Here is a 24,646-nt window from a genome sequence, read left to right on the forward strand (position 1 = left end):
GCCTGCGGGCCGCGCGCATCGGTGGCGACGATGGCGCCGAAGCCGCGCGCCGCCGCGCGGTCCTGCTCGACGCGAAACTGGGGACGGAGGATGTGCATGGCGGCGGCGCTCGCAGCTGGAGGGAGACGACCCAGCAAGGCCAGCGCAACTTTCGCCGGAGATCACCGCCATGCACGGTCCGGCTCAGCAGATCATGGCATTGTCGCCGTGGTCGCAGACGCCGCCCGGCTGATCCCGCGGCAGTGTTTCGAAATGCGATGCGGGTAAGTGCGGCGAGCCGCCGCTCCAGTGGCTCGCTGGGTGAGCCCTTGCGAACCCAAATCGGCCCTCCATCGGCACGTCCCGCGCCATGGCTGACGTCGTCAAAATGGCGAGCGCAATCAGGCCCGCCGCGATATGGCTCATCGCAGTCATCGAACTTCTCCGGTTGGATTCAAAAGGATGGGACCATTTCACCAGCCTGCTGAAGCATTCTCGCTGCTACCATGACGAATGGCGCGGCCGATTATTCCGCTCCGCCGCAACGAATTCGCGTGTGCCGCGGCGCAGTTCGACACATTCGATTGATCGGGACGTGACCGGCGGCTGGAGAAACATGTCGCGAGGAGTTCGAAGCTGCGTCCCCACTCTCACCTGTCATCGCCCGGACTCGACAGGGCGATCCAGCACGCCGCGGCCTCCCGGCCCAAGCACTGCTGCCTCTGGAATACTGGATCACCCGCTTTCGCGGGTGATGACACCGGTGGTGTGGCAGTCGGATCACGAACCATCCACTGCCGTCCTCCTGGCGGAAGCCAGGACCCATTAGCCCGAGTACCCGCCGTTGCGCGGCAATCGCGCATGTCCGCCGTTGAACTGACCGCAACCGGCGGGTTACGCTGTCGCCAATCACGCACCTCGCTGGAAGGACCACCATGAACGGCAATCGATATTATGGCGTCCGCGTCGAGGGCGCGAAATACGGCGTGGGGTTCGGCTCGGCGCTGGCGATCGCGATCTCCTACACCAAGAACCATTCGATCCTGTGGGCGATCATCCACGGTATCCTGGGCTGGCTCTACGTCATCTACGCCGCGCTGTTCGGGTGATGCGGACACCATGAGCGTCATCTCGATCCAGTCCCAGGTCGCCTGGGGCCATGTCGGCAACAGCGCCGCCAGCTTTCCGATCCAGCTGCACGGCATCGACGTCGTCGCGGTGCCGACCACGCTGCTCAGCAATCGGCCGGGCTATCCGACCATCCGCGGCCGGGTGCTCGACGTGCAGCTGGTCGCCGATCTCTTGCGCGGCGTCGAGGAGCGCGGCGTGGTCGAGGGCGCGCGAATGATCCTGTCGGGTTATCTCGGCTCGGCCGACATCGCCACGGAGGTCGCCGAGTTCGTCGCCCGGGCCAAGGCGCAAAACCCGGCCCTGCTCTATTGCTGCGATCCCGTGCTCGGCGACCGCGACCGCGGCATGTTCGTGCGACCGGACATCCCGCCGCTGGTGCGCGACCAGCTCTGTCCGCTGGCCGACATCATCACACCGAACCATTTCGAGTTTGAATTCCTCTGCGGCGGGCGCGTCGCGACCACCGATGACGTCGTCACCCAAGCCCGCGCGCTGATGGCGCGGGGACCAGCGACCATCGTCGTCACCAGCGCCGAGCTTGCCGGCACGCCCCACAGCGAGATCGAGACGCTGGCGATCGAGCGCACTCAATCCGGCAAGACTTGCGCCTGGCGCGTGCGCACCCCGCGCGTGCCGATCAGCCCGTCCGGCACCGGCGACCTGTTCGCCGCGCTGTTCGCCGCCGCCCGTGTCCGCGGTCTTGCGACGCCGGAGGCGCTCAGCCATGCCGCCTCAGGCATCCACGGCGTGCTGCAGCGCACGGCGCAGCGAGGGACCGAGGAAATGCGGATTGTCGAAAGCGCTGACGTGATGCTTGACCCGAAGCCGCGCTTCGCGGCCGTTGCGATCCCTGCATCCTGACATCCGGGAACACGTGACATGATCGACCTCACCACCCTCCTCACCTACGCCGCCGTCGTGCTCGGCCTGTTCCTGATCCCGGGACCAGCCGTGCTGCTCGTGCTGGCGCGCTCGGTCACCGGCGGGCCACGCGTCGGCATCGCCACCGGGTTCGGCATCGCACTCGGCGACCTCGTCCACACAGCGATGGCGACGTTCGGCCTGTCGGCCGTGCTGATGACCTCGGCATTGGCGTTCTCGATCGTGAAATATGCCGGCGTGATCTACCTGATCGTGCTCGGCATCCGCGCGCTGTTCGAGAAGAACGACGATTTGCACCTGCCTACGTCGCAGCCGGTCGATCCGCGGCGCGCGTTCCGGCAGGCGATCTGGGCGGAAATGCTCAATCCGAAGACCGCGCTGTTCTTCCTCGCCTTCTTGCCGCAGTTCGTGCATCCCGGCCACGGCTCGGCCGTCGCGCAGTTCGCGACGCTCGGCCTGGTCTTCGTCGTGATGAGTGCGGCCTATACCTCGCTGCTCGCACTCGCCGCCGGCGGGATCAGCCCGTGGATCAGGCGGCATCGCCGCATCGGACAGTGGCAGGGCCGCGTGGTCGGCACGATCTATATCGCGCTCGGCGTCCGCCTCGCGTTTCAGGAGCGCTGATGACCGAACTGAAGCCCCCGGCCAGCTATGACGATTTCGCCCGCCTCGACATCCGGATCGGCAAGGTCGTCGAGGTGCAGCCATTTCCGCGCGCCCGCAATCCCTCATACAAGGTCGGCGTCGATGTCGGGGCGGAGCGGATCATGTGGTCGAGCGCGCAGATCACGAATTACGAGCCGGCGGCGCTGGTCGGCTCACTGGTGGTGTGCATCTGCAATCTCGGGCCGAAGAACATCGCGGGTTTCACCTCGGAACTCCTGATCCTCGGCGCCAAGGATGCCGACGGCAAGGTAATCGTGCTCGGCCCGCGCAGCCAGGTTGCGATCGGAGAGCCGATCTTCTGAGGCCCTTCGAGATCACGGCCGCGTGATTCAAATCGTCTGGAATCCCCGTAGTTTACCGATGGGGGATCACCCGGATTCTCCGTGCCCTCGCGCACTGCTATTGCAGTGCGCGAGAATCGCTTTGGTATGGGAATCGGAAGATGTCTGCAGTTTTCTTTCACTGTTCCGACGACAGGCACGTCATCCTGGATCGCATCGGCGCCGCCATGGACCTTTCGGAGGCGCGGGTGCACGCGGAGCAGCTGGCGCGCAGCTTTGTCATGACACCGAGCGTGGAAGACTGGCGCAACTGGGCGGTCCACGTCACCGACGACATCGGCACGGAGATCTTCGAGCTGCCGTTCACCGCCATCCTCGGCGAATTGCACTGAGGCGCGCCATGAACGCAATGGAACTTGCCCTGCGCCCGCTTCGCCGCCGCCTCGCCCATCTCGTCGCGCGCTGGGTCGCGCTGCTTGACGGTGTCATGAACCCCTATCGCCCCGAACTGTATTACATGCGCGGGCCCGGCCCGAAGTGCCGCGCCAGGCAGCAAGCCGTATTGCGCGACTAGGTCGCGGGCGTCCAGGACGAGAAAAGGCCGGCGGGCGTTACGCCACCGGCCTTCTCCTGCAGCTGCCGGTTCCCAGAGTCCGGTTCCGCTGCGATTCCAACTGGGCGCAAGCTTGCGATGACAGTTTTAATCAAATCTTAACGGCATGGCGCTGAGCTGAATCACAAGACTCTTCGCCGTGCTGCGTACCGCGTGCTCCAACGTTCATCGTGCGATGCGCTGCACATCGTTTTTGCGCCAATCGCTCGTTGATTGTGCGCCACGCATCTTAGGGAAAGCACGACTCAGTGTTACCCTGTGATGCAAACCGAAACGGAGAACTTTCGGGATGCCGTACTACACCTTCGATCTCGTGGTGGGGGACGAGTTCCGCAATCAAGGAACGATCATCCTCGAAAACATCAGCCTCGCCTCGGACCGCGCCGATCAGCTCGCCAACGAGCTGTCGCAGGTCAAGCCGGAGCTGAAGGCATGCGGCTGCGCCGTGCGCGTCACCGACATCGACCGGCACGAGCTGTATCGGACGCCGCTCGATCCCGTGCCGCGCTGGCGCAGGACGGGCTAGCGTCCACGCGCTAAAACGCGGTGATCGCGCTTGTCAGCGCGAGCGTGGTCTTGTCGCAAACGGCGGCCGATGTTGCCGCCGCGGCAAGATCGATTGACGCGCGGCTCGATCACTTCTTCAGATTCAGCCGGCCGATGAAGTCGCGCTTGCCGAGCGGCGCGCCCTTGTGGCGCAGGATGTCGTAGGTGGTGGTCGCGTGGAAGAAGAAGTTCGGCAGCGAGAACGACATCAGGAAGCCCTCGACGGTGAACGGCATCGACCGCTCGCCGACCTTGAACGTCAGCTCGCGCCCGAGCAACGCATTGACCGCATCCGGCGTCAGGGCCGACAATTCGCTTTGCGCATCCTTCACCAGCGCTTGCAGCGCGGCGTAATCCAGATCGCGCTTGCCGGACGGCGGCACAAACACGCCGTTCTTCGCAGCTTCCATCGCGCCGCGGGAATGATGCGCGAGCGAGACCACCTGGAAGCGGAACGGCCACATGTCCGGAAACAGCCGGGTCTCGACGATCTCGGCCGGATCGACCCCGTTCTCCTTGAAATGCGCGAGGCTCTTGTCGAGGAAGCCCGAGGTGGCGCCGAGGATCTGCAGATAGTTGGCAACGGTCGCGTCGTAGAGTGAAAAGGCCATGGCGAATTCCCCCAAATAGAATTTGTCTGCTGCTTGCCGGAACACAGTTCCCGGAATTTCAGGAGAAGGCAAGCAGCGCCGGGGGTCGCAGACCAAATGGTCCGGCGCGCAGCGCCGGATCATCTAGTGTCATTTGCCGCACCTTCGGAGCGAACTTCAGATTCGACAAGGATACTAGCAAACTTATGATTCTAGTGTGCTGAATGCGAAGTTCGTGAAAGTGGCTGCCGCGAGATCGCACGAACTTCGCATTCAGCACACTAGTGAGGCATCGTGGCTTCCGCGTCAGCTCTGATGCGGTCCGCGCATCATCTTCAAGGCGTCCTCGATATGGCGCCAGTCGCGGGCATCTTCGGTCTCGCCCTTGCGCTCGCAGGCCACCGCGTTCTGTGCGGCCTGCGCGATCGCTTCGGGGCCGTGCTTCAGCAACATCTGCCGCGCGATGGTGTGGATCTGCATCTCGGCTATCATGGCGCTCTCCTCGGCTGTCTGACGCCGCAGGGACGGGCGTTCGGCGCATCCCGTGGCGCTGACATCAGAAACAGCTGAATGCCGTGTCTGGTTCCCGCACGCGATACAATCAGCGGTTCCCACACGCCGCGGCGGCGGTTACAGAGAAGCGACCAACGTCCCTTCCAGAGTGGCCATGGCGCAGAACATCTATGACGATCCCGGCTTCTTCGCCGGCTACAGCCAGTTGCCGCGGCAGGTCCGCGGACTGCTCGGCGCGCCGGAATGGCCTGCGATCCGCGCCATGCTGCCTGACGTCGCGGGCAAGCACGTGGCCGACCTCGGCTGCGGCTTCGGCTGGGTGTCGCGCTGGATGTGCGAGCAAGGCGCCTCCGGCGTGCTCGGCGTCGACCTATCGCAGAACATGATAGCCCGCGCCAAAACCATGACGCAGGATCCCGCCATCACTTACGAGATCGCCGACCTCGAAACGCTGGAGCTGCCGAAGGCGACATTCGATCTCGCCTACAGCGCCCTCACCTTCCACTACATCAGGGACTTCGACCGGCTGGCGCGCATGCTGGTTCGCGCGCTCGTTCCTGAGGGGCACCTGGTCTTCACCATCGAGCACCCGATCTACATGGCGGCCACGCGTCCGGATTGGCTTCAGGACGCAGACGGCCGCAAGACCTGGCCGGTCAACCGCTACTTCATCGAGGGCGAGCGCAGAACGGACTGGTATGTGCAGGGTGTGCTGAAATATCACCGCACCATCGGCACCACGCTGAATGCGCTGATCGGGGCCGGCTTCACGTTGCGCCACGTCGAGGAATTCTCCCCGACACGCGAGCAGATCAAGGCAATGCCTGAACTGGCCGACGAGCTCGAACGGCCGATGATGCTGCTGGTGTCAGCGCAGCGCTAGGACTTCTGCTCCGACGCGTCTCCTTCACGCGAACCGGTAACCACTTCGCTCGAGAACGCTTCGCATCACGCCGCGAGCAGCTTGTCGAACTCCTCGGGCGGGTATGATTTGCCGTCCTTGTCGGTGATCACCACCTGCCATCCCTCGCTGGCCCAGACCCTGGCCTTGGCGATGATGATGATGGTGCTCTCCCGCTCGATCCTGACCGTTTCGTTCTCGCGTTCTGCGATCATCTTGTAGGCCAACGCTTGTCCCTCGCCGAGGTCGTCCATCCGGCGGTGTGTTGGCAGCGGCTTTGGGCCGCAATTCGCTGGGAGTGTGACAATTTGGTGGAAGCCCCGCCGCAAGATGCGGCAGGGCGCAACGCATGGTCGCGACTACGCGAGCTTGCCCATCAAGGTCGGAATATCCAGCGCCGTCGTTAAATTTCCGGCCCGTCGTGTCAACGCACGCGGCGCGCATGCCTCCACAAAGAAAAATCCCGCCTTGGCGGGACACTCCAAGGCGGGGAAAGGTTCGTTTGGGTAGAAATCCACGCGCCTCAAAAAAAATGGCGAGCGCGGGGAAGTAGCGGCCCCAATTTGATGTGCCGCCATCGAGCCGACAACAGGATTAATGCGTCCTCAGCGCCGGGACTTTTTCCCGATCCGGCCGGCAAAAATCCCGAACCTTGCGAGTGCGATCCAGTTCACTGCACCACGTCGAGCCTGACATTCGCGACGCCCTTGCCGATCATGCCGAGCGACTGCGCGGCAGAATGGGAGACGTCGACGATGCGCCCGGGAACGTAAGGGCCGCGGTCATTGACACGCACGGTGACCGAACGGCCGGTGTTGACGTCGGTGACGCGCAGCTTGGTGCCGAACGGCAATGTCGGATGCGCGGCAGTCAGTTCGCGTCCGTCGAACTTCTCGCCGCTCGCAGTCTCCTGTTCGTCGCTGTAGAAGCTCGCCATGCCCCGCGATGCGATCCTGGTGTCTGCGCGCTTGCGCGAGGCGTAAGGCGCGTGCTTGCGCGCGGTCGCCACATGCGTGCGCGTGGCAGATGACGCGGCGCGTACAGGCTCGGTCGATGCCGGCCGGCTCGCCAGCGCCTGCGAGCGCTGGCTGACAACGGTGGACTGCGCGCAGGCCGCCAGCGATGCTGCGCCGATCATGACGGCCAACAGCCGGAGCGACTTTCGTGTGTGAGCAAACAGAAGTTCGGGCGCAGCACCATGTGCACTGCGTTCGACGTCGACGTACGAAAGGACTGCATCGTCGCGTAACATGTTGCACCCCCAACTCGCGCCCCAGCCCAAGCCGAAAATCCAACGCCCTATCAGCCGAATCCAATCCGGGCGGAACCGTGGCGGAGCGTGGTCGGACGTGCCGCACGCCACGCGATTTCCCGTCAGCTGTGGTGGATGCGCCACACAACCCAGGCGCTTCCCTGGGAGTGCAGTCCGGTGCCGCGCATGCACGCAGATGGACGCCCCGCGCCGTCGGTTCCCGGTCTCGGTCCCGAAACTCCCCAACCTCTCCACCCTCTCGCCTTGCTTTGGTCAAACCGGACTGGAGTCGTGGGGCCCGGGCCAGGGGTCGAAACAGAGCGAGGATTCGCCGGCCGCCATTTGCGGTTTGACCTTGGACTGAAACGGGGACCGCCAATGCAATCCATACTGAAAGACGCAGATCCGCACGATATTTTCGCGATCGAACCTAGCTTCGCTGCAACCCGCCCGGACAGTGCCGCAACGTCCGCACAGGCCGGCAAGACAGCGCCCGGGCAGCGCGAACCCTGGTTCGGCCCGAGCCTCGCACCGTCGAGCCTTGCGCCCTCATCCGCACCGCCGATCGCTTCCGCCTCGGTGCCACCGGTCACGCCGATATCAGTGACGTCGGTGCCCCCGGCGATGCCGGAGTACAGCGCCAGCCACGATGGCAGGCTGGACGACATCAGGCTGGAACGCGCGCCGCGTCCCACCAACAAATGGGCGATCCGGGCCTTCTGGTTCGTATTCGCGATCGCCGGCGCCATGGGCACTGCGGCGTGGCAGCACTACGGAGATCGCGTCAAGCAGGTCGTGGCGGAGTACGTGCCTCAGATCGAGGCTCTGGCGTCGCTGCTGCCGGGCAAAACCGCGGCCGCACCCGACCAGGCAAGCCCGCCCGCAGCGCAAGCCGCCGCCGATCAGCCGGCGGAAGCCGCTCCGGCCGCCGCGCCGCAGGACGTTGCGACGGCCGCGCCCGCTCCCGCCGCAGCCCCCGCTGCCGCAGCGGCCCCCGCTGCCGCAGCGGCACCAGTCGCGCCCGCCCCCCCGGCGGCGCCGGCCGCAGGCGCACCTGACCAAACGCAATTGTTGCAGTCGATGGCTCGCGACCTCGCGTCGATGGGACAGCAGATCGAGCAGCTCAAGGCCAGCATCGATCAGCTCAAGGCCGGCCAGGATCAGCTGACGCAGCGTGTCGCGCGGAGCACCGAGACCAAGGCGGTCGAACCGCGGCCGATCGCGCCGCGCCCACGCGCGGCGATCACGCCGCCGCCGGCCGTCCCCCACACGGCGGCTGCTCCGCCGCCGGTGCGCCGGCCCACCCAGGCCTACATCCCGCCGCCGCCACCGCCGGCATCAGCCGCGCCGCTGCCGGCGCCCGCTCCGGTCGCCCCGCAATCGGCCGTCACACCGCGACCCGTGCAACCGCAGCAGCAGTCCAGTGTTGTCGACGCGGATGATGGCGGCCCGGTGGTTCGCCCACCGATGCCGCTGCGCTAAAGGGACTCACAAAAGTAGGGCGGATTAGCGCAAGCGTAATCCGCCGCCCCTGGCTGTGATGATGGCGGATTACGCGGCCGGCTAATCCGTCCTACGTTCTGATGGCTTTACGCGCTCTGTCCTGGCGGCAGCACCACCACGGTCGCGCCCGGCTTGACGTGCTGGTAGAGATCGATCACGTCGGCATTGTTCATGCGGATGCAGCCTGACGAGATCGCCTGCCCGATATATTCGGGCTGGTTGGTGCCGTGGATGCGATACAGCGTGTCCTTGTTGCCCTGGTAGAGATAGATGCCACGCGCGCCGAGCGGATTGGCCGGTCCGCCGGCGACGCGCGCCGGATACGGCCCGAGCCGCTCCTGGATGTCCTTGGTCGGAACCCAATCGGGCCACTCGGCCATCCGGCCCACCGTGGCCACACCGGAGAAGGCCATCGCCTCCTCGCCGACGGCGACGCCGTAGCGGATCGCCTTGCCGCCGGGCAGCACGAAATAGAGGTAGCGCGCATCGGTATCGACCAGGATCGAACCCGGCTGCTCCTTACGCGTGTAATCGACAATGTGGCGCTGGAACTGATCCGGAATCTTGGCCTCCGCATAGGGCGGATGCGCCAGCAATTGCCGATCGCGCGGCGTCATCGCGGCATCCGTCACCGGCGACAGCGTCGCCTGCATGCAGCCGCCAAGCGCAAGTGACCCCACCAGCACCGCAGCAAGCCCCAACTTCGACACGATCAATCTCCCCCTGCGTCAACTTGTGGCACTTGCTGCCGAAATCGTGCTGAAATCGTGGCAGCCCCGTCTGGAACACGGCTGTTTGATCGGTTCCTTCCGCAGGTGTGTCCCGACGGTTGCAGTCGGTTCCCGCGGACGCTAGCCTTGCGACAAAATGTCTAAAACCTCGGGAGGAATTTCGATGCGTTACGCTCTGCTGGTCGGCGGCCTGATTGTCGCGGCGACACCGGCCCACGCCGATCCGCGCGCAGCCTATGTCACGATGGTGCTGCAGGCCTTTGCCGCCAAGGTCGAATGCCCCGGCACCGATCTGGTCTATCAGGACCTCGTGCAGCGCGCGCAGGACATGCACCTGCCGGACGGCACCACCGAGCAGGTGCGCAAGGCGATCGCCTACATGCACACCGGCGGCAAGATGGGCGAGAAGCAGCCCGACGATCTGATGACGGAAGTTGCGGTCGCAACCCAGTCCACCGACCTGGACCAACGCCGCGCCGGCAGCATGACGACATGGTGCCAGGACCAGAAGTCGCGGCTCGCGGGCTACATCAGGACGAAGTAACAAACTTCAACTCTCAATCAAGCTCCGGCGGTGCGAACCAGTTGGTGAGCGACAAACCACCGTCAACCACGATCGACGCGCCGGTGACGTAGCCGGAGAGCTTGTGCGAGAGCACGGCAAGCGCCATCGGCGCGAGATCGTCCGCCTGGCCAAGTCGGCCAAGCGGGATGTGCCTTGCCAGCGCGGGATCGGCGACGAAGCCGCCGGCCGCGATCGCGCCGGGCACCAGCGCATTGACGCGGATGCCATGGCGGCCCCAGCTCTTGGCCAGCTCCTTCACCAGCATCGCCATGCCGGCCTTCGCCGTCGAGTAATGCGGCAGGTTGCGCGGCGTGCCGGCGTGCAGCGAGGTCAGCAGCAGGAACGAGCCCGGCGCCTTGGCGGCGATCAGCTTGCCCGCCAGCTCACGCGACAGGTGAAAGCCGGCATCGAGATTGACCGCGTGCATCTGTCGCCAGGTCTCGTCATCGACCGCCATCGCATGATCGGCTTCGCGGCGCGGCGGCGAGGCGCTGTGAACGAAATGCGTCACCTGCCCGACTGCATCCCGCGCATGTTTCAGCACAGCGTCGCACGCGTGACGCTGCGCGAGGTCGCCGACCCAGGGGACTGCAAGCTCCGGACGCGGCGCCGCCTTGATCGCGGCTGACACCCTGTCCTCATGCAGATCGGCGAACACCGTGCGCACACCCTCGCCGACCAGCGCCTGCGCGATGGCGCGACCGATGCCGTTGCCGGCGCCGGTCACCAGGGCCGTCTCGCGCGCAGGATCGAAGGGCGATGTGAACAGGCTCATGATGCCCTCCGAGGACTTGCTTCAGTATGGCGGCGCCTTGCGCGCCCGCTGCGCCTTGGCGGCTTCAATCCACCAGGAAAAATCGTCGGCAAAGCGCGGGAAGGCGCGTTCGAGGGACTTGCCGCCCTCGCCGATCGGCTTGCCGTCGGCCGACAGCGTCTGCGCGATCGGCCCCGCGCTGATCGTGCTCGACACCACCACCATGCCCATCTCCGACAGGGTGCCGTGCCAGGCGGTCGCGGCGCGCGCACCGGCGAACCGCCCGGCCGAGTAGCTTGCGATCGCCGCCGGACGCCAGAACCATTCCTCGAGGAAATGATCGGTCAGGTTCTTCAGCCCGGGCTGGATGCCCCAATTGTACTCGCCGGTGACGAACAGGAAGCCGTCGGCGTCGCGGATTTTTCCGGCGAGCGTTTCGAGCACGGCCGGCGCCTGCCCCTTCGGATGCTCCTTGTACATCCGGTCGAGCATCGGCAGGCCGACCTCCTTGGCGTCGATCAACTCGACATCGTCGCCGCGGGCACGCAGGCCGTCGATGACGAAATGCGCGAGCCGGATGCCCATGCGATCCGAACGGTAGGAGCCGTAGAGAACGAGAATGCGGTGGGTCATGATCTGATGATCCTAGCACGGCACTGCGACAGCCGTCCCGCAACGTGCGGCGCAGATGTTAACCGCCGTTCGGAGGTATTTTCCCGGCGTTAAGCAATTGGTTGCAGGCCGGCCGCGGCGGCCAAAAATCGCCAGATTTGTTTTCTGGATATGTCGTCGCTTCGAGAAAGGAGAACCCGACATGCCGATCGCAAGGCTGGTTTTTGCAGGCTCGCTCGCGGCCATCGCCGCTGTCGCTACACCGGCGCTGGGCAAGAATGCCGAGCGGCAGAAGCCCGACGAGAAGTCCACCACCGCCACGCCGACGGGCTGCCAGGCCTACCAGCAGGCCGCGGACGGTACCTGGAACCAGCTGCCCTGCGGCGAGGCGGGCTCGGGCGGCACGACCCAGCGTCGCGCCGCGACCAAGAGCGCTGACGGCGAGGAGCACTGACCGTCGCGCCGTCCGGTGTCGTCCTGGCGAAAGCCAGCCCATAACCACCGAAGGTGATTATTGCACGACGCCGGGCCACGGCCTTCCCTGACAACGCGCCCTGTGGTTATGGGTCCCTGCTCGCAGGGACGACAATCGGGATGCGGCCGCGCCACACGCGGCTCCGCATCATAAACCCAAGCTTAATGCGCGCCCGGTACGGTTGAGGTCTCTCCCCTCGTCCAGAATGGCGCGCATCCCATGAAAATCGGTACCCTCCTGACGACCGCGATCGTCTCATTGTCCGCGGTCGGCGGCGGGCTCGCGGCCTATGTCGCCGTCACCAAGTACCAGATCATGGACAACGTCTCGAACGCGCAAAGCCGGCTCGAAATCGTCCGCGCGGTCGGCGACATCCCGCGGTACATGAACCCCGAGCGCGGCTACGCCACCAATCTGCTGCTCGCAGCCGGCACGATCGATCCGAAGCAGATCGCCGAGCTCGACCGTCAGCGCCAGCTGACAGACAGTGCGCTCGCCAAGGTCAACCAGGTGCGCGCCATCCTGCCGGGATCGCTCGACGATGGCGAGGCCGTCGCGCGCGAGATCGACGCGCTGAAGACGAAATTCACCGGACTGCGCGACGCCATTGCGGCTGCGATCGCCGGCCCGGTCGATGCCCGCCGCGCCGCCGCCGGCAAGATCGTGGCCGTCAATTCCGTGTTCAACGCCGGCGTCACCACGCTGCTCGACGAGCAGGTGCGCCGGCTCGCCGGCCTCGACGGCAACGCCTATCGCCAGGCCAACTACGCCAACGTCGCCTGGACGCTGCGCGACATCGGCGGCCTCAATGCCAGCCTGCACAAGGCGCTGGTCGGCGCCAAGCGTGTCGCGACCGAGCCGGAGAAGCTCGAGCTCTATCGCTCGACCGGCCGCACCGAGCAGATCCTTTCGACCTTGCAGGAGCTGCGCAACAATCCCGCAACGCCCGCGAACGTCATGACGGCGCTCGGCAAGATGCAGGCCGATTATGTCGAGCGGTTCGGCAAGGCGTTGAAGCTCGTCAAGGAAGGCGCAGTCACCGGCAAATACGAGCTGGATCTCGACGCCTATTATCCTGAATCGCAAATCGGCCTCGCCGCCATAATCGCCGTGCGCGAGGCGTTCTACGAGAATGCCGAGCAAGGCCTCGCGAGCGCCTATTCCTCGGCGCGCTTCAGCTTCGTGATCGCGCTGATCGGGCTGCTCGCGGTCGTTGCCGCCAGCGCCGGCCTCATCGTGATGATCCGCCGTCGCATCCTCAACCCGATCGCTGCCCTCACCGGCCGGATGTCGCGGCTTGCCGCCGGCGACGTCGCCGAGGCGATCCCGGGCGCCGCGCGCAAGGACGAGATCGGCGCCATGGCCGCCGCGGTGCAGGTGTTCAAGGACAACAGGATCGAAGCCGATCGCCTCGCGACCGAGAAGGAAGCCGAGAACGACGTCAAGATGCGCCGTGCCCGCGTGCTCGACGACCTGACCCGCGCGTTCGAGGCCAAGGTGACTGAACTGGTCGGGGGCTTGTCGGCGGCGTCCTCTGTCATGGAGGAGACGGCGCAATCGATGTCGGCCACTGCGGCCGCCACCAACCGTCAGGCCGCGGTTGTCGCCGCGGCATCGGATCAGACGTCGACCAACGTGCAGACGGTGGCGAGCGCGACCGAGGAACTGACCTCCTCGATCTCCGAGATCGCCCGCCAGGTCGCGACCTCGACCGAGATCGCCGCGCGCGCCGTCGACCATGCCCGCCGCACCGGCGACACCGCGCGCTCGCTGGCTGAAGGTGCCCAGAAGATCGGCGACGTCGTGACGCTGATCCAGAGCATCGCGGCACAGACCAATTTGCTGGCGCTCAACGCCACCATTGAGGCGGCCCGCGCCGGCGAGGCCGGCCGCGGCTTTGCCGTGGTCGCCTCGGAGGTGAAGTCGCTGGCCGGCCAGACCGCCAAGGCGACCACCGAGATTTCCGAGCAGATCACCGCGATCCAGACCGCCAGCGACGAGACCGTGACCGCCATCCGCAGCGTCGTCGACGTCATCACCGAGATCGACCAGATCGGCACCGCAATTGCGGCGGCGATCGAGCAACAGGGCTCGGCGACAAGGGAGATCTCGCGCAGCGTCCAGGAAGCCGCGCGCGGCACCCAGGAGGTCAATTCCAACATCTCCGGCGTGCAGCGCGCCGCCGACGACACCGGCGCCGCCGCAACCCAGGTGCTGGGCGCGGCCGAACAGCTCTCGACCCAGTCGAAGGACCTCGCCGGCCAGGTCAACCGCTTCCTGTCGGACGTGCGGGCGGCGTAACGCGAACTCGTAGGAGGGTAGAGCGCAAGCGAAACCCATCATCCGCGGCCAAGCGATGGGTTTCGCTCCGCTCTACCCATCCTACGTTCTACGTTCTCGCGCTCCTCGCAATGACGCCGAGCGCCTCGTGATCCTCTACCCCCCGCGCAGGCCGAGCACGCGGCGAGCGATCGCCTGGCGATGGACCTCGCTGGGGCCTTCATAGACCCGCATCAGGCGGGCCTTCTGCCACAGCGCGTTGAGCGGCAATTCCAGCGTCACGCCAAGCGCACCGAGCGTCTGCATGGCATGGTCGCAGGCGTCATAGGCCATCTCGGTCGCGAACACCTTGATCATCGAAGCCTCGTGGCGGATGTCCTCGCCGCGATCGGTCTTGTCCGCGGCCTCGCGTACCATCAACCGGCAGGCGTGCATGCGGGTGGAGATATCGGCGATCCACCACTGGATCGCCTGGCGCTCGGCGAGCCTGACGCCGAAGGTCTCGCGCTGCCTGGCGTGCTCGCACATCATATCGAGCGCGCGCTTGGTGATGCCGACGCAGGTCGATCCCATCTCGAGCCGCCGCGTGCGCAGCCGCAGCTGCATCGGTGCGTAGCCCTTGCCGACCTCGCCCAGCACCGAGTCCTTCGGGATACGGCAGTCCTCGAACACGATCTCATAGGTTGAGCCGCCGCCGACCATCGGGATCTCGCGCTCGATGATGAAGCCCGCGGTGCCCTTCTCGACGATGAAGGAGGTGATGCCGCCCTGGCGCTGGTCGTTGCCGACGCGTGCCATCACGATGATGAAGTCGGCGGCGCGCGCATTGCTGATCCAGATCTTGCGGCCGTTCAGCACCCACTGGTCGCCCTCGAGCACCGCACGCGTCTTCATCCCGGCGGGATCGCCGCCGGCGCCGGGCTCGGAGATTGCGATCGCGGAGGCCATCCGGCCCTCGATATAGGGTTGCAGGTATTTCTTCTTCTGCGCGTCGGTGCCGACCGCCTGCAGCATGCGCAGGTTCGGCGAGTCCGGCGGCAGCACGAACGGCACGCAGCTCCGGCCGAGCTCCTCATGCACCGCCGCCATCGTGCGCGTCGGCAGGTCGTGGCCGCCGAGATCCTCGGGCGCATCGAGGCCCCAGAGGCCGAGCTCCTTCGAGACGTCGCGCAGCCGCTTGCGCTGTTCTGATGTGAGCTCGGGATGATCGCTGCCGGGCAGTTTCGATTTCAGATATTGCGGCTCGAGCGGGATCAGCTCGCGATCGACGAATTTCGCGACGGTCTCGCGGATCATGGCTGTCTGTTCATCATCGCTCATCGGAGATTCCTCGCCTGCGCTGTTGCGTTTCACAAAATCAGTAGCGCATTTTTTGTCGGCAGGAATAGCGGAAACGCGCGCGCGCTCACCGTCGCGCGCGCCTTTCACTGCACGGAATTCAATATCCCGCGGCGCGGTCAACGGTCGCGCGATTGCGTCGGGTGCGGCGGCGCGTCGAGCACGTGATCACACCCCACGGGGTCGTTGCCTGCAAGCAAGCGATCGACGATCAGCGCCCAGAGCACCGTTCGATTCTCGTTGAAGAGCGCCGCTGCCAGATCCAGCGTGTGCCCTCAATCGGCGAAACCGACATAGCGGACAAAGTTGTCATTGGCCTCGCGGTCCGACCGCACCGCGTTGGCGGCAAAGCTGTCGTCGGGATAGCCCATCGCGACGCAGGTCATGATCACCTGGTCCTCCGGGATATTGGCGACCTCGCGCACGATGTCGGAGCGCATGATGCCTTGGCCGTTGATCACGCTGCCGAGGCCGCGGTCCCACGCCGCCAGCACGATGCCGTAGCAGAGCGCGCCGAGGTCGAAATGGCAGACCGCGCCGGGATCGAGGATGCGGTCGTAGGTCAGGACCAGCGAGACCGGGGCGTCGAACTGGCGGAAGCCGCGCAGCACCCAGTCCTGCCGCATCGGCTTGTCGTCGCGCGCGATCCCCATGGCGCCGAACAGCTTCTTGGCGATGTCGACCTGACGGCCGCGATGCACGCCCTGGTACTCGCCATGGCTGACGATGTCGCGCTTTGCTTTGGCGCCGGCGATCATCTCCTCCATGTTGCGACGGCGCACTTCCTCCAGCGGGGCCCCGGTCAGGACGTGGACGTGCCAGGGCTGGGTGTTCATCGAGGACGGCGCGCGCTTGGCCACCTCAATGATCTCCTCGACGGTTGCCCGGGACACCGGCTGCTTCTTGAACCCGCGCACGCTTTTGCGTGTCTGTACCAGTGTCTCGAATTCCATTCGGCGTTTCCCCCGTTTTGTTCCGCGCTGCACTGGAATTCCCGCAGCCAACCGGGGTATTTTATAGACAAAATCGGCTGTGGGAACTTGATCGGGCCAAGAATCCGATATCCAATCCGGCCACTGGTTTGCTTTAGGGAGAACCCAGATGAAGCGGATTTTCTTGGCGGCCGTGGTCGCGACCTTTGCCGCCGGTTCGGCATTCGCACAGGACGCCTCCTGCGAGACGAAGGCGGTCGGCAAGGACGGCAAGCCGCTGGCCGGCGCGGCCAAGACCTCATTCATGAAGAAGTGCACGATGGATGCCTGCGAGACCAAGGCAGTCGGCTCGGACGGCAAGAAGCTCGCCGGCGCGGCCAAGACCTCATTCATGAAGAAGTGCCAGAGCGGCGCCTGAGCTGCTTCGTCGGCGCTTATCAGCCCCCTTCAATCGGGACAGACCATCGGGTCGCGCGGCGCGCGGCCCGAACGGCTATTGGCGGTGGCGACCAACCGTCCCTTGGGCGGTCAGAACGAGACGCCGACCCGCACGCCTCTGCTCCAGACCCGCCGGCAGCGCTTCTTGGTGTTGCCGTGAAGCATCTCGAAACGTTCGGGCAACTGGATCGGCTTGGAAAACTCCAGGCAGGCCCCGCCGGCGGAATAGTCGACCAGCCGGCATTCGATCAGCGGCGTCTTCGGGTCTAGCTGGAGCTTGACCACACTGGAGACGCAACCCGACGGTCGAACACGCGCAAATCGCCGGGGATGCATCAGGGCCGCCTCTGGTGGAATCGTACCAACAGATTCCCCGGCCCGCGTTAAGATTTCGTTCAGATGGATCGTTACGATTCGTGTCTGGCCGATGACGGATCGGCGCGCAGGCGGGCGGCCGCCAGCGTCTCCGACGGCGCCTCCCCGAAATGCGACCGGTAGCTCCGCGAGAAGTCGCTGAGGTGCCAAAACCCGTAGGCAAGCGCACAGGCCTTGACGCTCGGCGCCCCGGCGAGCAGTTGCTTGCGTACCAGCCAGAGCCGGCGCAGCCGCAGATAGCGATGCAGGCTGACGCCGCGGTAGCGCTGGATGGCGTCGTGCAGCGTGCGCACCGACACACCGATCTGCTTGGCGAGTTCGCCGCTATAGATCGGATGGGCGACATCGCCGGCCAGAATGGCGCGCGCGTCGTTGAACACCTTGAACTGGCGCGTCGTGTTGGCGCGCGTCGCCCATCTGGCCGGCACGATCTCGGCGAACGCGTCGTCGATCGCGGCGAGCAGCGTCTCCTTGATCGAGGCCCCTGAGGCGAACTCCGCGATCGCAACCTGTTCCGACGTGACGAGCAGAACCTGCCTGACCACCTCGCGCAGCCGATCCTGCGCGCGCTGAGAAATCTCGTAGATACTGAAATGGAGACCGGGGCTCGGCCAACCGCGGTCGACGATCTCGGGCGTGAATATCACCGAGGCATATTGGCGGGCCGTCCGCTCCACCGACGTATAGAACGCGCCGCCGCCGCCGAGCACGATCACCGCACGATCGCGCTCGACGCCGTTGAACCGGATCGGAACGCCATCGTCCATCGTGAACCCGACAGCGGTGGTGTGCGGCGCAAGCTGTGCGTCGACGATCCGTGGAAAGGACTGGGTGTAATTGAGCTCGCATCCCGGCAAGCTCAGGATGACCTGCTCGGCCGAAATCTTCCGCACGAGTGGCGTGAAATCAACATCCAGATTTCGGATCGAACTCCGGAATGCATCAACATCGTCAAAACGAAAGACTCTCGGCACCAGCAATGGCGCCGTCAAATGACCGCTCCTATGAGATGTTCTTCAAATGGACTGTTCTGCAAAATTTGTGCGCCGCGCCCACCCCGCGCCGGCCTCATTGATGAATTCCAAGCACCAAATGCGAATCGTCTGAGAAATTCAATCAGGGAAAATGCGGGCCACTCGCCGAGCCGGACAATCAGGCAAAGGTTCGCCGCTGCCGAATTTCGATAGTGTTTGCCGGAATATCCACCGTTGGGATCGGCCCTCTCCATCAAATTCTATACCCCTATTAAAGATTCGGGGAGGCAGATTGGCACTGGGAACAATGATGTTTCCTCGTCGCGGAACATTTTAGGTACCGCAATGACAGCCATTGCCTCGCCCGATCTTATTGCCAAGCTCGACCGTGTCCTGAAGGCCGGCTCCCCCGATCTCCGCACGCGCCTGCTGCAGGAGGTGGCAGGGCTTTTTCTCGACGACGCTCATCGGCTCAGCACGCACCAGGTCGAGATGTTCGACGGAATCCTGCTCCGCCTGACTGACGACGTCGAGCTGCGGACCCTGACCACGCTCAGCCGCTCGCTCGCCGACTTGCATCTGGTGCCGCGGGAACTGGCGCGTCGTCTGGCCAACCATGACGACGCCGATGTCGCTGCGCCGATGCTGCGAAAATGCGACTGCATTCCAGATGCCGATTTGATCGATATCGCCTGGATGCGGGCCGAGGGGCATCTCTGCGCGATCGCCGGCCGCAAGCAGGTCAACACAGAGCTCGCGGACATTCTGCTGATGCGTGGCGACAGCAATGTGCTTCGCGCGCTCGCAGGCAATCCCGGCGCGGATCTGACCAGCGCCGGCCTTGCCATGATGGTCGATGCCGCCGAGCGCGACGACGACATCGCGGACGCGTTGATCTCGCGCGGCGACCTGCCTCACCGCGTTCTTGCTGACCTGGTGATGCGATCGACGCCGCGCCGGCAGGCCCGGCTGCTCAAGCTCGCACGCCCCGAACTTCGCGACACGATCCGCGCCGCCATCGATGCCGGTGCGGCTCGCGCCTCCGCAAGCGCTCCAGCCACGATCGACGATGCGGAGGCGCGGGCCACGGTGATGTCAAAGCGCGCCCGGGTGGTGTGAGCGGTATCATGACATATGGTGACCGCAGGGCGGAGCGCGTCAGGCTCGACACGCGCCATCCCGTCAATCTGATGGGTGTCGACGGCACCTGGCGGCGGAGCTGCATCCTGCTCGACGTCTCGCAGAGCGGTGCCCGGCTCGAGGTCGAGGGGACACTCGACGTGCTGAAGGCGCAGGAGTTCTTCCTGGTGCTGTCCTCGCGGGGACTGGCGTTCCGGCGCTGCGAGCTGGTTCGTGTCGACGGCACCGAGATCGGCGTGAGATTTATCGAAGAACGAAGGCGAAAGGGACGCCCCGTCATCTGAACTGCCGGCTGCCGCGCCCTACTCGCGCTTGAAGCGATAGTCGAAGCGGTCGCCGTCCGCCGTGATCAAGCCGACCGTCGGGGCCGGGAAATGGATCGGCAGGATCAGCGTATCGGTCCCGGCGACCGAGGCAAAGAACTTCCGCCGCGACCGTGCCGACTGCTTCGGATCCCAATCCGGCTTGGCCGACCACTCCGGCTCGCGGCACTGGATCGCGTGATGCATCAGATCGCCGGCGACCACTGCGCGCTGCCCCTTCGAGACAATGTTGACACAGCAATGGCAGGGCGAATGGCCCGGCGTTGGCGTCAACGTGACGGTGTCATCGAGCGCGTAATCGTCGTCGACCAACAGCGCCTGCCCGGCCTCGACGATCGGCAGGCAATTGTCGCGAAACACCGTGCCGGGCGGATTGGCGCCCTTGGCGTGCTCGGCCTGCCAGGCCGCATACTCGCGCTTGTGGAAGACGTATTTCGCATTCGGGAAGGTCGGCACCCAGCGGCCGTCGCGCAGCGTCGTGTTCCAGCCGGTGTGGTCGATATGCAGATGGGTGCAGAACACGTAGTCGATCTGCTCGTAGGAGATGCCGAGCGCGAACAGCTCGTTGCGCCAGCGCTCCTTGCCCGGGAAGTCGAACGGCGGCGGGTGCCCCTTGTCCTCGCCGGTGCAGGTGTCGACCAGGATGGTGTAGCGCGGCGTCCGCACCACGAAGGTCTGGTAGGTGATCACCATCATGCCGCTGATGGCATCGAAGACCTCGGGCTCCATGGTGTTGAGGTGATGCTTGAACACGGCATCGTCATAGGTCGGGAAGAAATCCTGCGGTCGCCGCCACGGCCCCTCGCGCTCGATCACCGCGTCGATCGTGATGTCGCCGATCCTGATCTGCTTCATGCCGTTTCGCTCCCGCTTTTTTCTGAAGCGTAGCGGGCGGCCTCGCCTCCAACAAGCCGGGCACCGCGCAGCGCGCCATGCGGCTTTGCATTGCTGGAAACGGTCGTGCCGCTATTCGCTGGACAACTCGATGGAAAGCCTGCCTCGTCTTGTCATCTCGCCGTAACAAAAATCGTGCGACTGAAGCGGCTCGCCGTATCGAGGACAACGCCATGACCGCACCAAAACCTTCCCGCCCCAAGATTGCCGAAACCGTGATCGAGCCGACGGTCAAGCTGCGCGAGGTCAAGGTCGGACGCTGCTGCGAAGTGCTCGGCGACACCGCGATCGAATACACCGAGCTTGGCGATTTTTCCTATCTCGGCAGTGGGTGCATCGTCGCCGACGCCGTGATCGGCCGCTTCTGCGCGATTGCGGCGCAGGTCCGGATCGGTGCGCCCAATCATCCGCTGGAGCGCCCCTCCCAGCATCGCTTCACCTATTGCCCGGAATACTACACGGACACCGCCGAGCGAGATCATGACTTCTTCAAGAACAGACGCGCGGACCGCGTCGTGATCGGCAACGACGTCTGGATCGGCCATGGCGTGATCGTGCTGCCCGGCGTCACCGTCGGCGACGGCGCGGTGCTGGCGGCCGGCGCGGTGGTCTCGCGCGACGTCGCGCCCTACACCATCGTCGGCGGCGTGCCGGCCCGGCCGATCAAGGAGCGGTTCAGCCGCAAGATCGCCGCCGAGCTGTCGCAGATCGCCTGGTGGAATTGGCCGCCCGAGACCATCTGGGAGCGCCTGGGCGAATTCCAGTCCAGCGACGTCGAGGCGTTTTGCGCGCGGTGGAAGACGTGACCATGAGCACGGACCCGGATTTCGCTTCGCTCCATCCGGGCTACGAAGTCAAATGGCTCTATTCTGTAGCCCGGATGGAGCGAAGCGAAATCCGGGTCAGTCCTTCCGCTCGCCGAAGTCGCGATTGTCCATCGCACCGCTGCCACCCCAATCCGGTGGCAACGCCCCATTCCGGATGTATCGGTGAAGAGACGTATGTTGCCAGTCGGCAGGCGACGAGACGAGCCGGTGTTTGGTCGGATTGTAGTGCAGTAGTCGACGCAACGCTCAAGATCGCGTTCGTTGCGGATGGTGCGTTCCCAAAACCGTCTCTGCCAAAGCGGGTATTCGCCGCGGTGGTTCGCGGAAAGCGGCACGCCGGAGGCGGCAACGGCGCGCGTGAAAAGGCTCTTGATCTGCCGCCAGCGATCCGGGAAGTCGCTGTCGCCGGGTGGAAGCGTCATCACCGTATGCAGGTGGTCTGGCAGGACCGCGATGGCATCCAGCGTGAACGGCTTCTTGGCGCGCGCTGCGCGAAAGGCAGCGCGTAACAGCCCGATGTGCTCGACCGGTAGCGACGAGGTCCGATTTTCCAAGGTGACCGTGAAGAAGAACGTGCCGCCGGGTATGAAGTTGCGCCGATATTGCACCATATGGACAGACTATCCCGGATTTCGCTTCGCTGCATCCGGGCTACAAAGGGTGCGAGATTTGGTCGCCCTAGCTCCGCAACCCCGGCGCTTCGTGGCCGGTGCGCGCGACATATTCGGTGTAGCCGCCGCCATATTGATGGATGCCGTCGGGCGTCAGCTCGAGCACGCGGTTGGAGAGCGCGGCGAGGAAATGCCGGTCATGCGAGACGAACAGCATGGTGCCCTCGAACTCGCTGAGCGCTGATATCAGCATTTCCTTGGTGGCGAGATCGAGGTGGTTGGTCGGCTCGTCCAGCACCAGGAAGTTCGGCGGATCGAACAGCATCTTGGCCATCACCAGCCGCGCCTTCTCGCCGCCTGACAGCACCCGGCACTTCTTCTCGACATCGTCACCGGAGAAGCCGAAGCACCCGGCGAGCGCGCGCAGCGAGCCCTGCCCGGCTTGCGGAAACGCATCCTCCAGCGACTGGAACACGGTGCGCTCGCCGTCGAGCAGATCCATCGCGTGCTGGGCGAAATAGCCCATCTTGACGCTTCCGCCGATCGCGACCGCGCCGTCGTCCGGCTCGGTCGAACCGGCGACCAGCTTCAAGAGCGTCGACTTGCCGGCGCCGTTGATGCCCATCACGCACCAGCGCTCCTTGCGGCGGATCATGAAGTCGAACCCGTCATAGATGCGCTTGCTGCCATAGGCCTTGTGGACGTTCTTCAGGCTGACCACGTCCTCGCCGGAGCGCGGCGCCGGCTGGAATTCGAACGCCACGCTCTGCCGCCGGCGCGGCGGCTCGACCCGCTCGATCTTGTCGAGCTTCTTGACCCGGCTCTGCACCTGGGCGGCGTGCGAGGCGCGCGCCTTGAAGCGCTCGATGAACTTGATCTCCTTGGCGAGCATCGCCTGCTGCCGCTCGAACTGCGCCTGCTGCTGCTTGTCGGAGAGCGCGCGCTGCTGTTCGTAGAATTCGTAATTGCCGGAATAGGTAGTGAGCTGCCCGGCGTCGATCTCGACCACCTTGTTGATGATGCGGTTGATGAACTCGCGGTCGTGCGAGGTCATCAGCAGCGCGCCCTCATAGCCTTTCAGGAACTGCTCGAGCCAGATCAGGCTTTCGAGATCGAGATGGTTGCTCGGCTCGTCGAGCAGCATGACGTCAGGCCGCATCAGCAGGATGCGCGCCAACGCCACGCGCATCTTCCAGCCGCCGGAGAGCTTGCCGACGTCGCCGTCCATCATCTCCTGGCTGAAGCCGAGACCGGCCAGCGCCTCGCGCGCACGGCCGTCGAGCGCGTAGCCATCGAGCTCCTCGAATTGGTGCTGCACCTCGCCATAGCGCGCGATGATGTCGTCCATCTCGTCCGCCTTGTCGGGATCGGCCATTGCGGCCTCGAGTTCCCGGAGTTCGGCCGCGACCACGCTGACCGGCCCTGCCCCGTCCATCACCTCGGCGACCGCGCTGCGGCCGCTCATCTCGCCGACATCCTGGCTGAAATAGCCGATCGAGATGCCGCGATCGAGCGAGACCTGGCCTTCATCCGGGATTTCGCGGCCCGAGATCATGCGGAACAGCGTGGTCTTGCCGGCGCCGTTCGGCCCGACCAGGCCGATCTTCTCGCCCTTCTGGAGCGCCGCGGAGGCTTCGATGAAGAGGATCTGGTGGCCGACTTGCTTGGAGACGTTATCGAGGCGGATCATGCTCAAATACTGGGGACTCGGGGGTTGCGGCCTCTTATTCGATCTCGGACGTGGGTGGAAGCCCATTCCGCGGTTTCGCGCCGCGCGCCAATGCATGCCACGATCGTTGCCGATCGAATATGACAGGACATCCTTCCGCGATCGGTTCCGGGGCGTCACATGCAAGTCTGGTTTCTCTATCTCCTCGCGCTCGGCGCCGGCATTGCCGTCGCCGTTCAACAGGTCCTGAACGGCAATCTCAGGTCCGCCTTGAACTCGCCGGCCTGGGCCGGGCTCGTGAGCTATCTCGGCGGTCTCGTGACGATGGCGGTCGTGCTGGTCGCAACCCGCGAGCCGGTGCCGTCCTGGAAGCTGGTCTCGGCGGTGCCGTGGTGGGCCTGGAGCGGCGGCATCCTCGGCGGCATTTTCATCCTCTTGATGATCCTGCTGCTGCCGTCGCTCGGCGCCGCGACGCTGCTGGCGCTGGTGGTCGCGGGTCAGATGATCGCGGGCATCGCGATGGACCATTTTGGAATGTTCGGGCTGGCGCAGCATCCGGTGTCGATTTCACGGCTGGCCGGCGTCGCGCTGATCATCGGCGGCGTGCTCCTGATCAAGGATTGAACACGTCAGCAAACGCCGATGCGACAAGCCCGGATGTGGCGTTAGTGGCGCTTGAAATACTGCACGTCGCGCTCGTGCTTCTCGGCCGCCGCGCGCGACTTGAAGGTGCCGAGATTGCGGCGCTTGCCGGTCTTCGGATCGACCTTGCGGGAATACAGCCGGTACTCGCCGGAACGCAGCTTGCGGATCATGACATCGCCTCGCCTATGCGTTTCGCATATCAACGA

The 24,646-nt window shown here is 65.1% G+C and carries 32 protein-coding genes and 1 pseudogene; 17 read left to right on the forward strand and 16 right to left on the reverse strand.

Features of this window, described 5'->3' with window-relative positions; genetic code table 11:
- Positions 1-183: 183 nt before the first annotated feature.
- A complete protein-coding gene (locus ACVIW0_RS20790; protein ID WP_461354017.1) occupies positions 184-414 on the reverse strand; it encodes a hypothetical protein in 231 nt (76 codons plus the stop codon).
- 500 nt (positions 415-914) lie between these two features.
- Between ACVIW0_RS20790 and ACVIW0_RS20795 the strand changes: the two genes are divergently transcribed.
- The 7 genes from ACVIW0_RS20795 (at position 915) to ACVIW0_RS20825 (ending at position 4,078) form a co-directional block, all read left to right on the forward strand.
- Positions 915-1,088, forward strand: coding sequence for a hypothetical protein (locus ACVIW0_RS20795; RefSeq protein ID WP_016840760.1), 174 nt, complete (start codon positions 915-917; stop codon positions 1,086-1,088).
- Between the two features lie 10 nt (positions 1,089-1,098).
- Positions 1,099-1,971, forward strand: coding sequence for a pyridoxal kinase PdxY (gene pdxY, locus ACVIW0_RS20800; RefSeq protein ID WP_461354018.1), 873 nt, complete (start codon positions 1,099-1,101; stop codon positions 1,969-1,971).
- A gap of 18 nt (positions 1,972-1,989) precedes the next feature.
- Positions 1,990-2,616 carry a LysE family translocator gene (locus ACVIW0_RS20805; RefSeq protein WP_461354019.1) on the forward strand — a complete coding sequence of 209 codons (627 nt, stop codon included), beginning with the start codon at positions 1,990-1,992 and terminating at the stop codon, positions 2,614-2,616.
- Complete coding sequence (locus ACVIW0_RS20810; protein WP_461354020.1) at positions 2,616-2,960, forward strand: tRNA-binding protein; 345 nt, start codon at positions 2,616-2,618, stop codon at positions 2,958-2,960. The genes ACVIW0_RS20805 and ACVIW0_RS20810 overlap by 1 nt, the downstream gene beginning before the upstream one ends.
- A gap of 140 nt (positions 2,961-3,100) precedes the next feature.
- Positions 3,101-3,331 carry a DUF6894 family protein gene (locus tag ACVIW0_RS20815; protein WP_461354021.1) on the forward strand — a complete coding sequence of 77 codons (231 nt, stop codon included), beginning with the start codon at positions 3,101-3,103 and terminating at the stop codon, positions 3,329-3,331.
- Between the two features lie 8 nt (positions 3,332-3,339).
- Positions 3,340-3,513, forward strand: coding sequence for a hypothetical protein (locus tag ACVIW0_RS20820; RefSeq protein ID WP_461354022.1), 174 nt, complete (start codon positions 3,340-3,342; stop codon positions 3,511-3,513).
- 328 nt (positions 3,514-3,841) lie between these two features.
- Positions 3,842-4,078 (forward strand): hypothetical protein, encoded by a 237-nt coding sequence (locus tag ACVIW0_RS20825; protein ID WP_461354023.1) that lies wholly within the window; start codon positions 3,842-3,844, stop codon positions 4,076-4,078.
- 109 nt (positions 4,079-4,187) lie between these two features.
- Here ACVIW0_RS20825 and ACVIW0_RS20830 read toward each other — a convergent pair whose 3' ends face one another.
- Positions 4,188-4,709, reverse strand: a complete 522-nt coding sequence (locus ACVIW0_RS20830) for a DUF1993 domain-containing protein (protein WP_461354024.1) — start codon at positions 4,707-4,709, stop codon at positions 4,188-4,190.
- A 285-nt stretch (positions 4,710-4,994) separates the two neighbouring features.
- The gene (locus ACVIW0_RS20835) at positions 4,995-5,180 is read right to left on the reverse strand and encodes a hypothetical protein (RefSeq protein ID WP_128970955.1); all 186 of its coding nucleotides are present in this window, start codon (positions 5,178-5,180) and stop codon (positions 4,995-4,997) included.
- Positions 5,181-5,355: 175 nt separating this feature from the next.
- On the opposite strand from ACVIW0_RS20835, the gene ACVIW0_RS20840 reads away from it, so the two are divergent.
- Complete coding sequence (locus tag ACVIW0_RS20840; RefSeq protein ID WP_461354025.1) at positions 5,356-6,084, forward strand: class I SAM-dependent methyltransferase; 729 nt, start codon at positions 5,356-5,358, stop codon at positions 6,082-6,084.
- A 65-nt stretch (positions 6,085-6,149) separates the two neighbouring features.
- Here the strand turns inward: ACVIW0_RS20840 and ACVIW0_RS20845 are convergent, their stop codons facing one another.
- Together ACVIW0_RS20845 and ACVIW0_RS20850 are read right to left on the reverse strand one after the other, a co-directional pair.
- Positions 6,150-6,356, reverse strand: coding sequence for a hypothetical protein (locus ACVIW0_RS20845; RefSeq protein ID WP_461354026.1), 207 nt, complete (start codon positions 6,354-6,356; stop codon positions 6,150-6,152).
- A 416-nt stretch (positions 6,357-6,772) separates the two neighbouring features.
- On the reverse strand, positions 6,773-7,354 hold the full coding sequence (locus tag ACVIW0_RS20850; RefSeq protein ID WP_461354027.1) for a septal ring lytic transglycosylase RlpA family protein: 582 nt from the start codon (positions 7,352-7,354) through the stop codon (positions 6,773-6,775).
- Positions 7,355-7,732: 378 nt separating this feature from the next.
- On the opposite strand from ACVIW0_RS20850, the gene ACVIW0_RS20855 reads away from it, so the two are divergent.
- The gene (locus ACVIW0_RS20855; RefSeq protein ID WP_461354028.1) at positions 7,733-8,836 is read left to right on the forward strand and encodes a hypothetical protein; all 1,104 of its coding nucleotides are present in this window, start codon (positions 7,733-7,735) and stop codon (positions 8,834-8,836) included.
- A 107-nt stretch (positions 8,837-8,943) separates the two neighbouring features.
- On the opposite strand, the gene ACVIW0_RS20860 is transcribed toward ACVIW0_RS20855, so the two are convergent.
- On the reverse strand, positions 8,944-9,510 hold the full coding sequence (locus ACVIW0_RS20860) for a L,D-transpeptidase (RefSeq protein WP_461357383.1): 567 nt from the start codon (positions 9,508-9,510) through the stop codon (positions 8,944-8,946).
- A gap of 241 nt (positions 9,511-9,751) precedes the next feature.
- Between ACVIW0_RS20860 and ACVIW0_RS20865 the strand changes: the two genes are divergently transcribed.
- Positions 9,752-10,132 (forward strand): hypothetical protein, encoded by a 381-nt coding sequence (locus ACVIW0_RS20865; protein ID WP_461354029.1) that lies wholly within the window; start codon positions 9,752-9,754, stop codon positions 10,130-10,132.
- Between the two features lie 13 nt (positions 10,133-10,145).
- On the opposite strand, the gene ACVIW0_RS20870 is transcribed toward ACVIW0_RS20865, so the two are convergent.
- Positions 10,146-10,928 carry an SDR family NAD(P)-dependent oxidoreductase gene (locus ACVIW0_RS20870; RefSeq protein WP_461354030.1) on the reverse strand — a complete coding sequence of 261 codons (783 nt, stop codon included), beginning with the start codon at positions 10,926-10,928 and terminating at the stop codon, positions 10,146-10,148.
- 21 nt (positions 10,929-10,949) lie between these two features.
- Positions 10,950-11,540, reverse strand: coding sequence for an NADPH-dependent FMN reductase (locus tag ACVIW0_RS20875; RefSeq protein WP_461354031.1), 591 nt, complete (start codon positions 11,538-11,540; stop codon positions 10,950-10,952).
- Between the two features lie 181 nt (positions 11,541-11,721).
- On the opposite strand from ACVIW0_RS20875, the gene ACVIW0_RS20880 reads away from it, so the two are divergent.
- On the forward strand, positions 11,722-11,973 hold the full coding sequence (locus ACVIW0_RS20880; RefSeq protein ID WP_461354032.1) for a hypothetical protein: 252 nt from the start codon (positions 11,722-11,724) through the stop codon (positions 11,971-11,973).
- A gap of 240 nt (positions 11,974-12,213) precedes the next feature.
- The gene (locus ACVIW0_RS20885) at positions 12,214-14,295 is read left to right on the forward strand and encodes a methyl-accepting chemotaxis protein (RefSeq protein ID WP_461354033.1); all 2,082 of its coding nucleotides are present in this window, start codon (positions 12,214-12,216) and stop codon (positions 14,293-14,295) included.
- 135 nt (positions 14,296-14,430) lie between these two features.
- Here ACVIW0_RS20885 and ACVIW0_RS20890 read toward each other — a convergent pair whose 3' ends face one another.
- Entirely contained in the window at positions 14,431-15,594 is a 1,164-nt protein-coding gene (locus tag ACVIW0_RS20890) for an acyl-CoA dehydrogenase family protein (protein ID WP_461354034.1), read from the reverse strand.
- Positions 15,595-15,887: 293 nt separating this feature from the next.
- Positions 15,888-16,565, reverse strand: a complete 678-nt coding sequence (locus tag ACVIW0_RS20895) for a nitroreductase (RefSeq protein WP_461354035.1) — start codon at positions 16,563-16,565, stop codon at positions 15,888-15,890.
- A 148-nt stretch (positions 16,566-16,713) separates the two neighbouring features.
- Between ACVIW0_RS20895 and ACVIW0_RS20900 the strand changes: the two genes are divergently transcribed.
- Positions 16,714-16,962 carry a hypothetical protein gene (locus tag ACVIW0_RS20900; protein WP_461354036.1) on the forward strand — a complete coding sequence of 83 codons (249 nt, stop codon included), beginning with the start codon at positions 16,714-16,716 and terminating at the stop codon, positions 16,960-16,962.
- Positions 16,963-17,072: 110 nt separating this feature from the next.
- On the opposite strand, the gene ACVIW0_RS20905 is transcribed toward ACVIW0_RS20900, so the two are convergent.
- Together ACVIW0_RS20905 and ACVIW0_RS20910 are read right to left on the reverse strand one after the other, a co-directional pair.
- A complete protein-coding gene (locus ACVIW0_RS20905) occupies positions 17,073-17,318 on the reverse strand; it encodes a PilZ domain-containing protein (protein ID WP_461354037.1) in 246 nt (81 codons plus the stop codon).
- 71 nt (positions 17,319-17,389) lie between these two features.
- Positions 17,390-18,349: an AraC family transcriptional regulator gene (locus ACVIW0_RS20910; protein WP_461354038.1), complete on the reverse strand. Its 960-nt coding sequence runs from the start codon at positions 18,347-18,349 to the stop codon at positions 17,390-17,392.
- A gap of 216 nt (positions 18,350-18,565) precedes the next feature.
- Between ACVIW0_RS20910 and ACVIW0_RS20915 the strand changes: the two genes are divergently transcribed.
- Together ACVIW0_RS20915 and ACVIW0_RS20920 are read left to right on the forward strand one after the other, a co-directional pair.
- Complete coding sequence (locus ACVIW0_RS20915) at positions 18,566-19,450, forward strand: DUF2336 domain-containing protein (protein ID WP_461354039.1); 885 nt, start codon at positions 18,566-18,568, stop codon at positions 19,448-19,450.
- A gap of 8 nt (positions 19,451-19,458) precedes the next feature.
- The gene (locus ACVIW0_RS20920) at positions 19,459-19,755 is read left to right on the forward strand and encodes a PilZ domain-containing protein (RefSeq protein ID WP_461354040.1); all 297 of its coding nucleotides are present in this window, start codon (positions 19,459-19,461) and stop codon (positions 19,753-19,755) included.
- 18 nt (positions 19,756-19,773) lie between these two features.
- Here the strand turns inward: ACVIW0_RS20920 and ACVIW0_RS20925 are convergent, their stop codons facing one another.
- A complete protein-coding gene (locus tag ACVIW0_RS20925; protein ID WP_461354041.1) occupies positions 19,774-20,649 on the reverse strand; it encodes an MBL fold metallo-hydrolase in 876 nt (291 codons plus the stop codon).
- Positions 20,650-20,861: 212 nt separating this feature from the next.
- On the opposite strand from ACVIW0_RS20925, the gene ACVIW0_RS20930 reads away from it, so the two are divergent.
- Positions 20,862-21,494 (forward strand): DapH/DapD/GlmU-related protein, encoded by a 633-nt coding sequence (locus ACVIW0_RS20930; protein WP_461354042.1) that lies wholly within the window; start codon positions 20,862-20,864, stop codon positions 21,492-21,494.
- Positions 21,495-21,590: 96 nt separating this feature from the next.
- Here ACVIW0_RS20930 and ACVIW0_RS20935 read toward each other — a convergent pair.
- Positions 21,591-22,126 (reverse strand): annotated as a pseudogene (locus ACVIW0_RS20935) (REP-associated tyrosine transposase).
- 67 nt (positions 22,127-22,193) lie between these two features.
- Entirely contained in the window at positions 22,194-23,816 is a 1,623-nt protein-coding gene (locus tag ACVIW0_RS20940; protein ID WP_461354043.1) for an ABC-F family ATP-binding cassette domain-containing protein, read from the reverse strand.
- A gap of 159 nt (positions 23,817-23,975) precedes the next feature.
- Between ACVIW0_RS20940 and ACVIW0_RS20945 the strand changes: the two genes are divergently transcribed.
- Positions 23,976-24,419, forward strand: a complete 444-nt coding sequence (locus ACVIW0_RS20945) for a DMT family transporter (RefSeq protein WP_461354044.1) — start codon at positions 23,976-23,978, stop codon at positions 24,417-24,419.
- A 41-nt stretch (positions 24,420-24,460) separates the two neighbouring features.
- On the opposite strand, the gene ACVIW0_RS20950 is transcribed toward ACVIW0_RS20945, so the two are convergent.
- Positions 24,461-24,610 (reverse strand): hypothetical protein, encoded by a 150-nt coding sequence (locus tag ACVIW0_RS20950; protein WP_461354045.1) that lies wholly within the window; start codon positions 24,608-24,610, stop codon positions 24,461-24,463.
- Positions 24,611-24,646: the final 36 nt, after the last annotated feature.

Source organism: Bradyrhizobium sp. USDA 4454 (assembly GCF_054822705.1).

Coding starts and splice junctions, on each gene's coding strand:
- ACVIW0_RS20930 (WP_461354042.1), top strand. CDS start 20,862: ATGACCGCACCAAAACCTTCCCGCCCCAAGATTGCCGAAACCGTGATC.
- ACVIW0_RS20860 (WP_461357383.1), bottom strand. CDS start 9,510: ATGCAGGCGACGCTGTCGCCGGTGACGGATGCCGCGATGACGCCGCGC.
- ACVIW0_RS20875 (WP_461354031.1), bottom strand. CDS start 11,540: ATGACCCACCGCATTCTCGTTCTCTACGGCTCCTACCGTTCGGATCGC.
- ACVIW0_RS20895 (WP_461354035.1), bottom strand. CDS start 16,565: ATGGAATTCGAGACACTGGTACAGACACGCAAAAGCGTGCGCGGGTTC.
- ACVIW0_RS20925 (WP_461354041.1), bottom strand. CDS start 20,649: ATGAAGCAGATCAGGATCGGCGACATCACGATCGACGCGGTGATCGAG.
- ACVIW0_RS20850 (WP_461354027.1), bottom strand. CDS start 7,354: ATGTTACGCGACGATGCAGTCCTTTCGTACGTCGACGTCGAACGCAGT.
- ACVIW0_RS20810 (WP_461354020.1), top strand. CDS start 2,616: ATGACCGAACTGAAGCCCCCGGCCAGCTATGACGATTTCGCCCGCCTC.
- ACVIW0_RS20905 (WP_461354037.1), bottom strand. CDS start 17,318: ATGCATCCCCGGCGATTTGCGCGTGTTCGACCGTCGGGTTGCGTCTCC.
- ACVIW0_RS20900 (WP_461354036.1), top strand. CDS start 16,714: ATGAAGCGGATTTTCTTGGCGGCCGTGGTCGCGACCTTTGCCGCCGGT.
- ACVIW0_RS20825 (WP_461354023.1), top strand. CDS start 3,842: ATGCCGTACTACACCTTCGATCTCGTGGTGGGGGACGAGTTCCGCAAT.
- ACVIW0_RS20845 (WP_461354026.1), bottom strand. CDS start 6,356: ATGGACGACCTCGGCGAGGGACAAGCGTTGGCCTACAAGATGATCGCA.
- ACVIW0_RS20880 (WP_461354032.1), top strand. CDS start 11,722: ATGCCGATCGCAAGGCTGGTTTTTGCAGGCTCGCTCGCGGCCATCGCC.
- ACVIW0_RS20890 (WP_461354034.1), bottom strand. CDS start 15,594: ATGAGCGATGATGAACAGACAGCCATGATCCGCGAGACCGTCGCGAAA.
- ACVIW0_RS20940 (WP_461354043.1), bottom strand. CDS start 23,816: ATGATCCGCCTCGATAACGTCTCCAAGCAAGTCGGCCACCAGATCCTC.
- ACVIW0_RS20790 (WP_461354017.1), bottom strand. CDS start 414: ATGACTGCGATGAGCCATATCGCGGCGGGCCTGATTGCGCTCGCCATT.
- ACVIW0_RS20885 (WP_461354033.1), top strand. CDS start 12,214: ATGAAAATCGGTACCCTCCTGACGACCGCGATCGTCTCATTGTCCGCG.
- ACVIW0_RS20865 (WP_461354029.1), top strand. CDS start 9,752: ATGCGTTACGCTCTGCTGGTCGGCGGCCTGATTGTCGCGGCGACACCG.
- ACVIW0_RS20815 (WP_461354021.1), top strand. CDS start 3,101: ATGTCTGCAGTTTTCTTTCACTGTTCCGACGACAGGCACGTCATCCTG.
- ACVIW0_RS20945 (WP_461354044.1), top strand. CDS start 23,976: ATGCAAGTCTGGTTTCTCTATCTCCTCGCGCTCGGCGCCGGCATTGCC.
- ACVIW0_RS20830 (WP_461354024.1), bottom strand. CDS start 4,709: ATGGCCTTTTCACTCTACGACGCGACCGTTGCCAACTATCTGCAGATC.
- ACVIW0_RS20835 (WP_128970955.1), bottom strand. CDS start 5,180: ATGATAGCCGAGATGCAGATCCACACCATCGCGCGGCAGATGTTGCTG.
- ACVIW0_RS20840 (WP_461354025.1), top strand. CDS start 5,356: ATGGCGCAGAACATCTATGACGATCCCGGCTTCTTCGCCGGCTACAGC.
- ACVIW0_RS20855 (WP_461354028.1), top strand. CDS start 7,733: ATGCAATCCATACTGAAAGACGCAGATCCGCACGATATTTTCGCGATC.
- ACVIW0_RS20870 (WP_461354030.1), bottom strand. CDS start 10,928: ATGAGCCTGTTCACATCGCCCTTCGATCCTGCGCGCGAGACGGCCCTG.
- ACVIW0_RS20820 (WP_461354022.1), top strand. CDS start 3,340: ATGAACGCAATGGAACTTGCCCTGCGCCCGCTTCGCCGCCGCCTCGCC.
- ACVIW0_RS20795 (WP_016840760.1), top strand. CDS start 915: ATGAACGGCAATCGATATTATGGCGTCCGCGTCGAGGGCGCGAAATAC.
- ACVIW0_RS20920 (WP_461354040.1), top strand. CDS start 19,459: ATGACATATGGTGACCGCAGGGCGGAGCGCGTCAGGCTCGACACGCGC.
- pdxY (WP_461354018.1), top strand. CDS start 1,099: ATGAGCGTCATCTCGATCCAGTCCCAGGTCGCCTGGGGCCATGTCGGC.
- ACVIW0_RS20805 (WP_461354019.1), top strand. CDS start 1,990: ATGATCGACCTCACCACCCTCCTCACCTACGCCGCCGTCGTGCTCGGC.
- ACVIW0_RS20950 (WP_461354045.1), bottom strand. CDS start 24,610: ATGATCCGCAAGCTGCGTTCCGGCGAGTACCGGCTGTATTCCCGCAAG.